Raw genomic sequence first — 13,632 nt, 5'->3', positions numbered from 1 at the left:
TACCTCTCCGATTATTCTGCTTCTATTTAGCTCGTTGAATTTAAGTCATTACTACTTGTTTTGCTCAAACATTTTTGTGATCCCTAGCGTGGTTGCCGCTTGGCAAGTCACATGAGCTTGCTGCTGCGCATAAACCGCATTCGCAGCTGCCATGGCGACTGAATTACCAATGGTTTGGTATAGACTGCCCATCGCCATTGCTGGTGCTTCTGCAAGTACTTTAGTATTGGTTGCTGAAACGGCATCGATAATGGCGCCATTGACGGCCTCGGGTTGTGTTGCATCTGACATACTTTTTCTCCTTTTTAACTCTCTTTATGGTTGTTTAAATGATAATAAAATGTATAAGCTCAACTGATATTGAGCATTTAACAACACTCTTTATATTGCTCAATTAATGTAGAAACGCTTAATGCTGATAAACAATCTGTCTCTCAATGGTTTTAATCAGCCATCACATTAAAATAAATCTAATAACATTTTTGATGCCGGTAATAAACTTTCCACCATAGATTCGCTCTGTATTTTAAATCCTAGTTTCAATAATATTTCTTTGACATTTGGGTTATAAGTTTCAATAACAATACTGTTGACGTTAAAGTGGTTTGAGTTCAATTCAATATTCCGAACAATCTCTTTTAATAAGGAATAATAAATATTCCAGTTAAACCTAACACTGCTTGCCGTATTTTTATCAAAATATAAGTACAAAATATTTATTTTATCGTCATCAATAAAATATATACATTCTGACTTTAACAATGATAGGCTTCTGTCCTTATCATTAAACGCTTTTTCCCATCGAATTTCACCCACTTTTAAACTGGGGGAATTCACTACCTTTAAGATATCACAAGGTCGTGGCAGAAAGTGGCACTGACGATTTCTTACCACATAACTATCAATTAATATATTAACCATAGTATAAAATGCAATAGGATAAGATTGCTTTAATAATGCGATATCCTTCAATTCAATAACCGATATTTGACCTCCATAAATATCCTTCATTGACTCCATTGGCAACAAAAAATCATTAAGTTTATTCACAAATAACCTAAACGTTCCTGTTATATCGCATTAAACATATCAGTAATTGAATTCAACCCAGGATCGTCTTCAGAACCCTCTTTACGAGTATTTTCCTCCTTCACTGAAGCAGCTTCTTGCTGAACATCTTGCTGCTCACTAAATAAATTTTCTTGGGATCCAAATAAATTTTCAGCTTGATGAAAAAAGGTTTGATCTGATAGCTGTGGAATAGGGTTAGCATTCACTTCATTTCCTTGAATAACTTGAGGGATCATTAATGCAGCCCCTTCAAAACCTTCTATTCCACAAGATTTAATCGCTTCATCAATTAAGGACATAGACTGCTGGTATAATTCCTCAGCTGAAGGAGCTCCCTTACCGCCTTCTTCATTATTCATTAAACACTCCTTGAAAAAATTGATATCTGTTTATTAGCCAAGATCATACATTCTCTTTATACCAACCACTAATGCCGCCTGCTGATTGATATTCGTTTGCTGCTGTGAAAACACATGATTCATCGCCGCCATTCCCATAGAGTTTGCAACATTCATATACAAACTTCCCATTGCCATTGCTGGTGCCATACTCACATTCATCGTATTAATCATTGCAATGGCATCCATCATTTTATCGATTGCCGTCATGTTTAACTCCTATCCGCACTTTGTCCTGTGTCATTCCAGCCCTGTCTCATGATGTCGGCTAACTCTGTTGCTCTTTGGCCCACTTGCCGAGCCCATTTTGATTGCAACATTTCATCAGCAGCAACCTGATAATTCCCCAATTCAATTGCTTTTAACATGCGTTTAAATTTGAGTAACCCAGTGATCCCTAAATTAAAGGCCATATCACACAATACCACTTTGCGGATCTCATCTAGACGTCCAATGAAATCAATATTCCTCATTAACTGCAATTCAACTAAATCAATGTCATTGTCCAATAAGTACAAAGCTTCTTCAGTCGTTATTCCCCCTCTGCACAGTGTCTTGACGTGTTCAGTGTCATTAGCTATTTCAGCAAGAGTCCACATTTCTGACATATTCATATTGTCTTTATGCAATATATTAACTCGATGATTATTATTGGAAATTAACGCTTCTACCTCTTTTATTGATAAACCTTGCGCATCAAGATTACGGCCAACACCTATCGTGTTTTTCCCCACTGAGCACTGATATATTTCACAAACTAAACCTTCATGTTTAATTAATAACTCTTTGAGTATAGTTTTATACTTTACACTTAATAATTCCATCAATACCCCCTAACACCTAACAATGTTATCCATTGGTATATTTAAAACAAAACTGTGCTTTAAGTTTTTAATATGCAGGGCGACTTTACTTTCACCTTCAAATTTAATTAACACTCCTACATATCCTTTTAATGAACCTGATACAATTCTAACCTTATCTCCTTTAATAAGCCCTGCAGTTATTTTTTTACTATTAACACTATCAACAATTAACTTCATCAATCTCATTTCAGAGTCAGAGATCACAGACACTTTATTGCCAAATCTGACATACTGTAAAAAACCAGGAAAACGTGTAACGGTATAGTAATCATCAATATCCTGATAAACAAATAAGTAAGACTTAAATATTGGCTTAACGATCACTTTCTTTCGATCACTCCATTGACGCGTTATTCGCTCTAAAGGTAAATAGGCTTCAATACCTGATGCTATCACTCTCTTGTACAGTTTTTGTTCTGCATTTGCGGCAGTATAAATAGCATACCATTGTTTCACTATTGATTCTCCATTGCTTCACAAGTATGTAAGCTCCGCCATAACAGTCCCAAATAACTGTATAATGGTTGTGAAAAACGAGCTTTAAAATAACTGTTTAACTCAATATCAATTAATATAATACATGAAATAAAAAAAACTTTTTAATACGGATTGATTTATTCATTTATCATCAATATATTTCTTTGTTCCCTTGGTGATAAATTAAAAGATTTTTTATATAAAGTAGAAAAATTTGCAGCATTGGTATAACCTACTTCTAGGGAAACTTGTTGAATAGACATTCTTGTACTCACTAAGTAATATTTAGCCAATAACATTCTCTCTTTTCTTAACCACTCAAAAACACTTTTATTTAAAACAAGTCTAAATGTTGCAGACAACTTACTTCTATTGGTCCCCATCTCTCTTGCAACACCATCTAGGCAGAACTTCTTATCAATATTGTCAATAAGGTACTGGCAGGTTTTTTTAACTAATTTCTTTTCAGCACTTTCAAAGTTAACATCATGGATATAACCAGCCATTTTATTCATTTCAATAGAAAGATTACACCCCTCCTCATTCTCATTATAAAAATAGTTAATTCCACTCTCGATTCGATAGACCAACTCTTTATCATCTATGGGGTGGAAAATATAATCTTGAATCCCTTTTTGATATAATTCAGAGCGCAAGAATTCATCGTTAATAATAGCCAATATGGGAACAGAAATATTACTATTAAAGTGATTGAGTAAAGTATCAAAATCAATAATAGGGTGAATAAAATCAAATAAAATAATAGAGTGAGCGTTTTCTCTAGTGTCGGCGTCTAATTGATATTTAACCTTATACCCAGAACAATGAAGATAATATGAACACCTTTCTTTAGTAACAGTGTTATTTCCTAGGAAAATAACCTCGTCCTTTTCTATACTCATAAACATCCCTTACGTCAATATTAACATTTATTCAAGCCAATATTACTCTTATGTATTTAGTACCATAAAATACCTATTTCAATCATTTTAAGTACTCCAATAATCCATTTAAATTGAAATAATGTCTGTATATCGATTGAATATGCGTGATCTGCTCACAAACTACCCCGCTATTACAATCAATTCCTCTCTTAGCGTAAATGATACCTTTGTAGGCGTAAATGATAATATAAACAGTGCCTAATTGTAATAAATATGCTTTAGCTACGTTGATTGGCAAAGTGGTGAGAAAGATCCAGATTGGACTATCCTCCCCCTGTTTTGTCGCCATTGTATTAAAATCAGAACCTATATCGATTTAACTTAAGATAATCGGTGACAATAAGTTTCCTTGATGACCCATGCAACAATCAAAGCCAATATGAACGCAATAGGCATTAACCACATGCTCCAAAAAAGTCAGCACACTGATCACTAAGCCAAATGAAGACGTCATACTCACAAAATGCAGGCGAATAGAAAACGATTGAGGAGCATTCAAGTTGAAATACTCAATTAATTCAGCAGCCATTGCATTAAACAGATCCATTTGAATAAAAGTATAGAAAAAGAACAACACACTGCTTAATACAAGCATCCAAACACCTAGACCATGAAGAGGCGTATAGGAAGATAATGCTCACATTAACTCACCGTTTTCGAATTTAGCTCAATCAATTGATATAGATCAGTTTATTTAACCCTTGGTAGATTCCATACTAATAAAACAAAAGAAAAAAGGCGCCGTAGCGCCTTTCTCATTATGCTGACATCACACTCTGTCAATCACCTCTTTATTGTGATAACTCCTTTTCAAGCTGTTTTGCGACGCGCTCTGGCGAACCTGAGCCTTTCGATAAAATAAAATAAGCCACAGGAATAACAAACAAAGTGAAAAAAGTGGCCAACGTAATACCCGATAACACCACGACACCAATCACAAAGCGAGTTTCAGCACCGGCTCCAACTGCCATCACCAGAGGCACGGCACCAATGGCAGTGGTGATCCCCGTCATTAAAATCGGTCTCAAACGTTGACTAGAGGCTTGAATTATCGCATCAGTAAAGGTTAATCCCTTATCCCTTAACTGATTAATAAATTCGACAATTAAAATCCCATTTTTAGCCGCTAAGCCAACCAACATGATAATACCAATTTGACTATAAATATTGAGACTTTGATCGGTTACCCACAAACCAATCAGCGCCCCTAACGTTGCTAAGGGTACAGTTAACATGATCACTAATGGGTGCACATAGCTTTCAAATTGCGCCGCTAAAACTAAAAATACCACCCCTAAAGCCAGAATGAACACAAAATACATCGAATCACCCGACTCTTTATAATCCAATGATTGCCCCTTGTAACTGATCACCGCTTCTGCTGGTAAATAGGTATAGGCAATGTCATTTAAATCATCCAACGCTTGCCCTAAACTATAACCTTCTGCCAAATTGGCTTCTAAGGTAATAGAGCGCATTCGATTATAACGATTTAGCGTACTCGCATCGGCAAACTCTTCTACCGTGACCAAATTAGACAGCGGGATCAGCTCCTGGGTCCTATCAGAGCGGACATAGATATTTTCCAGATCTTCAGCAGTATTTTGAGTGTCACGCACACCTTCAATAATCACATCATATTCCCGCCCGTCTCGCATAAATGTCGTCACCAAACGTGAACCTAACATCGACTCTAACGTGCGACCAATATGCGAAATAGACACGCCTAAAGCCGCAGCCCTGTCTTTATCAATCATCACTCGTAATTGTGGCTTGGTTTCTTTATAGTCATCGTCAAGCCCCACTATACTCGGATAATCTTTCGCTTTTTCTAGCATGATATCTCGCCAATGGGCCAACTCTTCGTAACTTGTTCCCCCCAATACAAACTGAACGGGTTTTCCAACACCTCGTCCAAACGCTTGCCTTGTGACAGGAAAAGCCCTCACTCCGGCTAAATCAGCTAACCGACCACGAATATCATTAATGATTTCGCCCACTCCCCGACGCTGACTCCAATCTTCAAGCACAATAATGGCCATCCCATTGGAAAAGTTAGCACTGGTACCAAAAGAGCGAGGTGCTCGGATCAACAAGCGTTTAATCTCACCCGCTTCAACCAATGGCATTAATCGGTTTTCAATTTCATCCATATAGGATTCAATGTATTCAAAACTCGCGCCTTCAGGGCCATTAACGATTAAAAACAATGAGCCTCTATCTTCCCTCGGTGCAAACTCCTGCGGGATTTTCGTCATTAAATAGCCGCTACACACTAATGCAATCAACACAATTGATGTGACAAAATAGGGATGCTTCATCGCAGAAGCTAAACTTTTTCGATATTGGCTAGATAACTTATCCATTCCCGCATCGATTTTTTGTACTAACCAAGGTGATTCACTGGTCGGTTTTAATAGCTTTGAGCACATCATGGGGCTTAAACTTAACGCAACAATGCTGGAAAAAATCACTGCCGCGCTCATCGCTACTGCAAACTCTTTAAACAATTTACCTAAATCACCTTCTAAAAAGGTAATGGGCATAAAAACAGAGACCAGCACTAACGTCGTTGCCACAATCGCAAATCCTACTTCACGTCCCCCTAAAAAGGCCGCTTTTAGCGGTGAATCCCCTTCCTCTATCCGCCTGTGCACATTTTCTAGCATCACAATCGCGTCATCAACCACCATGCCTATGGCTAAAATCATGGCCAAAAGTGTCAATAAGTTGATCGTAAACCCTAAGCTATACAATACGATAAAGGTTGCCATCAGCGACACGGGAACTGTCAAGGCTGGGATCAACATGGCCCTAACACTGCCTAAAAATAAGTAGATGACAATTATCACCAAAAACATAGCGATAAACAGGGTTTGATAGACTTCTTTCACTGATGCTTCAATAAATACCGAACTATCATAAGAGCGCTTGATTGACATGCCAGCAGGTAATGTCGGGTTAATTTGATCCACTAGCGCATTGGCTGCGCGAGCCACAGATAACGTGTTGGCGGTCGACTGCTTTGAAATCCCAAGTCCTATCATAGACTCACGATTGCCACGAAAGGTGATCCTCTCTTCTTCAGAGCCTATCTCTACTTTTGCGACATCACCTAATTTAACTAAATAGCCATCTTCTCCCTCTTTAAGGACCAAATTGGCAAAGTCATCGGCGTTATTAAAACTGCGTTCCAATCGCACTGTAAAGTGCCTGTCTTTCGACTCTATACTACCTGCAGGTAATTCTACATTTTCTTCCCGCAAGGCCGACTCGATATCCTCCACCGTTAATTGGCGCGCGGCTAATGCTTGCCTATCAATCCAAATTCGCATGGCATAAACCTTACCGCCTCCCAAACGAATATTCGCCACCCCATCAAGTACTGAAAAACGATCGACTAAATATCGCCTTGCATAATCCGTTAGCTGCATGGTATTCATTTGATCTGAGACCAAATTTAACCACATAATAACCTCGTCGCCGCCATTCGCTTTTTCTACTTCAGGTGGATCGGACTCCTCAGGTAAGTTATTGAGTAACCCTGAAATTCGATCACGTAAATCATTGGCGGCCGCTTCAATATCCCGACCAACACTAAATTCAATCGTGATATCTGAACGACCATCGCTACTTGATGAATTAATATTACGTATGCCTTCTACACCACTGATCCTATCTTCAATCAATTGTGTAATACGACTCTCTACGACCGAAGCCGATGCACCGCGATAATTGGTTTGTATAGAGACAATAGGGGGATCAATATCTGGATATTCTCGAAGCGGCAGTTTATCAAACGACACCAAACCAAAAACAATTAATAAGATACTGATAACAGAAGCGAATACCGGTCGCTTAACCGAAAGATCTGTTAATATCATGCGATGGGCTCAACCTTAGCTTGTTTTAAAAAACTAAAATTTTCACTCAACGACATTGTCACTTTATCACCTGGACGCACTTTTAAAATGCCGCGAACTATCACTTGTTGATCGAGCTTAATGCCACTCACAATCTCGACCCAGCCCCGTTTACGGATCCCCAGCTCGACTAGTTGACGCCTCACCACGCCTTCACTATCAACCACATAAACATAATGCCTATCTTGAACAGGAATGATCGCAGACTCAGGTAAGATCAGCGCCTCTCGACTGGCTTTGATTAATTTAACCTTCATTAACATGCCAGGCAATAATCGACCATTTTCATTAGGAATGTCGGTTCTCACGATCACCGCGCGCGTCGCAGGGTTCACTCGGCTGTCAATAGATGTCACTTCACCAATAAAGGGCTCATCACCATAGGCCATCGCTTTGGCTTCCACTTTTTGACCTATTTTAATGGCTTGTAAAAAGCGCTCAGGCACGGAAAAGTCCAATTTAATGATGGAAATATCATCTAAGGTGGTAATTTCATCACCGGGAGACACCAATGCCCCCACACTGACTCGGCGCAAACCTAATACACCAGCAAAAGGGGCGGTTATTTTTCTATTGGCTAATTCTGCTTCTGCTTCTAACAATTGGGCATTAGCCGTATCAATTGCCGTTTGTAATCGGTCACGTTCAGAGCCAGCCACAGTTTGAGAGGTGACTAGTTCTCTAATCCTATCAAGCTCGCGTTTATGATCGTGTAGCTGAACTTTTGCTATAGTGACTTGCGCCGCCTGCCCTCTGTCATGAAGCTGAACGAGTAATTGTCCTTTTTTGACTTCATCGCCATCATTAAAATTCACTTTGGTGATCACATCACTGACTTTTGAGGTCACAATGATCGACTCATTCGCTTGCGTGGTCCCTAATGCCTCAACTTCTTCTCTTATAGGGCCCAATGAGGCTTTTGCCACCACGACATTCACCAAGGAGCGAGGTTTTGCCTGTGTAATTTGCTCTTCCTTCAAGAACTGGTAACCCAAACCTGCCATTACCAACACAAAAATAACCAGTATTTTTTTCATTCCCTTCCCAAACAACCTTTATTAGTATCCTTTTAGTTTACCTTTATCAGTCAATGACACAATATGTTTTACTTTTGGTTACAATTTAAAATTTGACTAAAAAACAATAAAAAGCCAGTAAGGATTGCTTACTGGCTAGATAAAAATCAATGTAACCTTTAATCTTAAGCCGTTAGCGTCGAAGCCATACTGGCTTCGTCAGTAACAGTCACCTCTTTACTTATTTCACTCATTATCAAAATACATTTGCTATTATAAATAGCGCTCACTTAAATGCTGTTTAAAATAAGCTGCATTTAATGTCTCACTCGTCGCTTGTTTAACTAGCTCATTCGTCGTCAATAAACTGCCTTGAGACCAAATATGTGTTTCAAGCCAACTAAAAATAGGTGATAAGTCGCCACTTTGAATAATAGTATTCACATCGAGCACTTGTTTCATCGACGCCATAAATTGCGCTGCATACATGGCCCCAAGTGTATAAGAAGGAAAATATCCAAACGCACCATCGGTCCAATGAATATCTTGCATGCAGCCATGATTATAATTACCTGTGGTTGATAATCCCAAATAAGCTTTCATTTTTTCATTCCACAGTTCAGGTACATCAGTATGCTTGATATGGCCATTAATCAAATCACGCTCAATTTCATAGCGTAAAATAACATGGGCAGGATACGTCAGCTCATCAGCATCGACTCGAATGAAACCTCTCTCGACTCGCGTATAGAGCCTTTGAAAGTTGGCTTTATTGAACAAGGCCTGCTCATTTTGAGGAAAGTGTTTCGAGGCCAAGCGCGCTAAATGCTCAATAAAGGCCGAACTTCTGCCTACTTGCATTTCAAAAAATAAAGATTGTGATTCATGGATCCCCATAGAGCGTGCGCACCCCACTGGCAAACCAGAAAACGCGTGGGGCAACCCTTGCTCATAGCGAGCATGGCCGGTTTCATGCACTATGCCCATTAACGATTGCATAAACTCATCTTGACTGTATCTTGTGGTTATTCGCACATCTTGCGGCACACCACCACAAAAAGGATGCGCACTTTCATCTAATCGTCCATGATTAAAATCAAACTGCAGCAACCTCATCACCTCCATACCAAGAGCTTTTTGTTGGCTTATCTCAAATGTCCCTGAAGGCGCAATGAAAGACTCTGAAGCCTGCTTTTCAATCACTTGCTCTATAAGCGCTGGCAACCAATTTTTGACATCGCCAAAAACAACATCCAGTTGAGCAGAGGTGGTTCCAGGCTCATAAATGTCCAACATGGCATCATAAGCTGATAAGCCTGTCGCTTCTGCACGGATTTGCGCTTCTTCTTGGGACAATTTAACCACTTCAGCCCAGTTTTTCTCAAAACCTTGCCAATCATTCTCGCCTCGCTGAGTGCGCCAAGCATGTTCACATTTTGCTCCAGCCATTGATTTAGCTTGCACTAAATCTTTTGATAACACATTGGCATGTTGCCACTGACGGTGCATTTCACGCAAACTGGCCTGCTCGGGTACCGACAACGCCCCTTCTTTAGCCTCATTAAAGCTATCTGATAATTCAGGCGCAGTCAGTAATTGATGGATATGGACTGATAATTCAGCCATCGCTTCCGCTCGAGCCACATTGCCCCCACTGGGCATTTTTGCGGCTTGATCCCAGCCACAAATGGCTTGTAGATGCTGAAAATGTGATATTTTTTTAAAATGTGCTGTCAATGTTTGATAATGGGTCATGATTAAATTTGATGCCATAGAAAACCTGTCTGCATCATAAATGAAAAAGACAACGACGTCTTTAAAACCTGCCCGCATGATGCAATTTGCAATATCTTCGATATTTTTTGCGAAAGTAAGCCATATTAATAGCACTGCTAAGCTCTTCACTATTCACAGCTAACAACACGAATGGGCAAAATATCAGTATTAAGCGGCACAACATAATCTCAAGTACGGGTTATTAAATAACCTGAACTCGGGATAATGAGTGTCAGATAATCTCAATACTTCATTTAAAGTCAACAGCTTAATTTTGTTCTGCTTATTCTTTATTTTCATATTTGGCTTAATGCTGAAACTTTTGTCGATATCAAGGCGGAATTTCGTATCTAATAGCTGGCTATTAGTAGAAAAAACAACACAGATAGGGGCAAAAATAGCGGTATTAAGCGGCGCTGCTTATCCAGAGTTCAGGTTAAATAAAACCCACTTAACCATATCACCTTAGAGATCATATGATGGACAGCCCCTAGATAAAAAGCGTTACTTGAAAGTCAACACAGCGCACAAAACAACCTCAAACTGATGGATAACTGGACCATTTATCAGTAAGGTGATAACGATCTGAAGTTTATCCACTCAATATGAAGACGATAATAGATCCGAGTATTTTTATGCTAGAAAACAAAAACACCTTTCAAGTCATAAAATAACCGATATCATTTAAAAGGAAGATTAATGACATGTTATATTATAAAAAATCTTTATTATTGATTACCTTACTTTCTTCATTTAACCTCTCAGCTAATATCTTAATGGATAGCCATTCCAATAAAACAGATTTACACCCATCGACAAGGCCTTTTCCTGTTAATGCTCAAAACCACTTAACCTCAGTGCCTTTACCTTTATTACCAACCCAAAAAATATCAAATTCAATTTTTAAAACAAAAAATATGGGACTAGATAATACTCTTAGTCCATTAGCTTACACGCCTTTATGTACGACATTAAATACTGGCGTACTTTATACCTTAAATGGTACCCAAACAGGTGGAACTTATTGTTATCATTTCACCATTACCGATAGAGCAAAAACCACTGCCATTTTGGTGGGGCAAGACGCACAAACAGATTTTACGCTATCCGTTTATCAGGATATTGACGGCACTATTTATAACTTAGGCACATCTAGCAATGCCGCTAATGCCGATGAAGTAGTTAAAGTCATCACAGAGCCCGGTGAATACTATTGGTACATGCAAGCCGTCAGCGCCACCAACGCGACGATTAATTTTGGCGCAGAAGTGGCCACTAATATTGACAGCTATGAAGTGAATGATACTTATGCCGCGCGGGCTTATTTAGCCAACCCAAGGAATTTTGTTCAAGGCAATCATGAAAGTGGCAACGATATTGATTACTTTGTTTACCAAGCCTCAAGTAAAGGCAACATAGATTTAGCCCTTAATGATGTAGAAAACCCCAATCAGTGGATTTTTGAATCACTCAATACTAACGGTGTGTGGCAGCCTTTACTCACAGGTGCTGGCACAAACAATAATCAAAGCGTCACCACAGGACAAATTGTGGATGTGCGCGTACGCCCTAACCTTGCGATAACAACGGATGCAAACAAGCATTACCGTATGAGCTTGGGCACAGCCGCGCCGCAATATTATCAGTATAATATGGGCACATTTAATGGCAGTGTGGCGCTACAGCAAAGAGTGGATCATTCCTTTACTGTAGCGCCAAGCAGTGCTTATGAAGATTTAATCAGTGTGGTGGTGATCCCCAACATCAGTGGCAGTATCAGCGGTATGAATTGTGATTTAGACTTGTACAATCAATACAATCAAAAATTTGCCTCTTATAAATGCTCAGCCAGTAAACAATATAATCTGCCCACCAACGCGATTGTGAAACCCGGCAGTGTGACGGCTAAGATGTCGATTTATCATGCCAGTTTTTCCGATCCCAGCACACGCAGTTTTACTATTCCTGTGACCTTGAGTTTTGGCTCGCCGCTGGACTTAGATAATGACTCTCTGCCTTATTGGTTCGAAGCGCAAAATGGACTCAGTGATGAAAACCCCGATGATGCGCTCATTGATAGCGATAATGACGGATTTAGTAACTTAACCGAGTTTAATGCCAATACCTCGCCGGTTGATGCCAATAGCCATCCTTAAATCCACTATCACGTTGATTAGTAAAAGCAGGTTGAAATATCCAGACCTGCTTTTCAGCCCTCCACTTTTCTGGGCTTTTTACATAAGCCCGAATTTCAACCTAAAATACAGTTAAAGCTAATATCAATAAGTTAAGCACATAAACATATATATAAACCTCAGCTGACAGAAGTCTTATGGAGCATTGAGCCCTGACAGCTAAAACTACTATTTATTAATTATATAAATTGACAACAGAATGCGGATTAAACCTATTAAAAGGCAACGTGTTTTCTCCATACATAATGACATTAACGTCATTTACCCCATCTGCAAACCCCTTTTCCTTCCAAACATTATCCATAAAATGTTCTTGACGTTGATATTCAAGCCTTTGCCTATTTAGCCTTACAGTCTCTTGCCTTAGTTTATATTCATCTCGTGCTTTCCGTGTTCCTCGGCCTAAGCCCCAACCCACCAAAGCCCCCAGTGCCGTGTAACCTGCTGCAATACCAAACTTGGTGAGCAAACTTTTCCAGCTATGATCCCCATTAGAATAGCTAATCGCGACCACAACGCCTCCTGCTATAATTGGCGTAATAAGTAAACCAATCACCACCGCCGCAACAATACCAACAGCAAAAACCCCTAACACAACTCCCACTAACGCCCCCGCAATAAACGCCCACATGTAAGGGTTTTTCACATTCCAAAACTTACCGCTTAAAATATTAGTATTCTCATGCTTATTTTTCGCACTATATCCATGAGGGTCGTGTAGATTAATTGGATCGCCATTGGCATAACTATAAGGACTGCTGCCCCCATTTAACTGTGGATCAAGTGTGGTAAAACTGTGTAATGTCGGCAAGTACACCCGCGCCCCCATTAAGGCCATATCAAACACCATCCCTTCAGTTTCAACACCGCTGCCACTGTCAAATCCAAGATTAGGCGCCCCTTCCATATTGGTATTACTGCCACCTAAACGCTCACCGTAAGGACTGAATAAGCTCATATCACTCA

The 13,632-nt window shown here is 39.5% G+C and carries 13 protein-coding genes; 1 reads left to right on the top strand and 12 read right to left on the bottom strand.

Annotated elements, in window-relative coordinates:
- Window positions 1–51: 51 nt before the first annotated feature.
- The 11 genes from Q0779_RS04285 to Q0779_RS04235 form a co-directional block, all read right to left on the bottom strand.
- Window positions 52–291, bottom strand: coding sequence for a RebB family R body protein (locus Q0779_RS04285; RefSeq protein ID WP_298769876.1), 240 nt, complete (start codon window positions 289–291; stop codon window positions 52–54).
- A 168-nt stretch (window positions 292–459) separates the two neighbouring features.
- On the bottom strand, window positions 460–1,050 hold the full coding sequence (locus tag Q0779_RS04280; RefSeq protein ID WP_298769874.1) for a hypothetical protein: 591 nt from the start codon (window positions 1,048–1,050) through the stop codon (window positions 460–462).
- A 20-nt stretch (window positions 1,051–1,070) separates the two neighbouring features.
- On the bottom strand, window positions 1,071–1,430 hold the full coding sequence (locus Q0779_RS04275; RefSeq protein ID WP_298769871.1) for a hypothetical protein: 360 nt from the start codon (window positions 1,428–1,430) through the stop codon (window positions 1,071–1,073).
- 33 nt (window positions 1,431–1,463) lie between these two features.
- Window positions 1,464–1,679 carry a RebB family R body protein gene (locus tag Q0779_RS04270; protein WP_298769869.1) on the bottom strand — a complete coding sequence of 72 codons (216 nt, stop codon included), beginning with the start codon at window positions 1,677–1,679 and terminating at the stop codon, window positions 1,464–1,466.
- 2 nt (window positions 1,680–1,681) lie between these two features.
- The gene (locus tag Q0779_RS04265) at window positions 1,682–2,293 is read right to left on the bottom strand and encodes a hypothetical protein (RefSeq protein ID WP_298769867.1); all 612 of its coding nucleotides are present in this window, start codon (window positions 2,291–2,293) and stop codon (window positions 1,682–1,684) included.
- 9 nt (window positions 2,294–2,302) lie between these two features.
- The gene (locus Q0779_RS04260) at window positions 2,303–2,791 is read right to left on the bottom strand and encodes a UpxY family transcription antiterminator (RefSeq protein ID WP_298769866.1); all 489 of its coding nucleotides are present in this window, start codon (window positions 2,789–2,791) and stop codon (window positions 2,303–2,305) included.
- A 158-nt stretch (window positions 2,792–2,949) separates the two neighbouring features.
- Complete coding sequence (locus Q0779_RS04255) at window positions 2,950–3,714, bottom strand: DNA-binding response regulator (protein ID WP_298769864.1); 765 nt, start codon at window positions 3,712–3,714, stop codon at window positions 2,950–2,952.
- Window positions 3,715–4,072: 358 nt separating this feature from the next.
- On the bottom strand, window positions 4,073–4,351 hold the full coding sequence (locus Q0779_RS04250; RefSeq protein ID WP_298769862.1) for a hypothetical protein: 279 nt from the start codon (window positions 4,349–4,351) through the stop codon (window positions 4,073–4,075).
- Between the two features lie 196 nt (window positions 4,352–4,547).
- Window positions 4,548–7,640 (bottom strand): efflux RND transporter permease subunit, encoded by a 3,093-nt coding sequence (locus Q0779_RS04245; RefSeq protein ID WP_298769860.1) that lies wholly within the window; start codon window positions 7,638–7,640, stop codon window positions 4,548–4,550.
- Complete coding sequence (locus Q0779_RS04240; RefSeq protein ID WP_298769858.1) at window positions 7,637–8,716, bottom strand: efflux RND transporter periplasmic adaptor subunit; 1,080 nt, start codon at window positions 8,714–8,716, stop codon at window positions 7,637–7,639. Before Q0779_RS04240 ends, Q0779_RS04245 begins: the two co-directional genes overlap by 4 nt.
- A 252-nt stretch (window positions 8,717–8,968) precedes the next feature.
- Complete coding sequence (locus Q0779_RS04235; RefSeq protein ID WP_298770216.1) at window positions 8,969–10,450, bottom strand: carboxypeptidase M32; 1,482 nt, start codon at window positions 10,448–10,450, stop codon at window positions 8,969–8,971.
- A gap of 725 nt (window positions 10,451–11,175) precedes the next feature.
- Here Q0779_RS04235 and Q0779_RS04230 point away from each other — a divergent pair.
- Window positions 11,176–12,627, top strand: coding sequence for a hypothetical protein (locus Q0779_RS04230; RefSeq protein WP_298769856.1), 1,452 nt, complete (start codon window positions 11,176–11,178; stop codon window positions 12,625–12,627).
- Window positions 12,628–12,841: 214 nt separating this feature from the next.
- Here the strand turns inward: Q0779_RS04230 and Q0779_RS04225 are convergent.
- On the bottom strand, window positions 12,842–13,632 hold a 791-nt coding region (locus Q0779_RS04225; RefSeq protein ID WP_298769854.1), incomplete at its 5' end, for an RHS repeat-associated core domain-containing protein.

It is taken from the genome of uncultured Shewanella sp. (genome assembly GCF_947491715.1).
In the GTDB taxonomy this organism is placed as follows: Bacteria; Pseudomonadota; Gammaproteobacteria; order Enterobacterales; family Shewanellaceae; genus Shewanella.
This window is presented reverse-complemented; position numbering and strand designations above follow the sequence as displayed.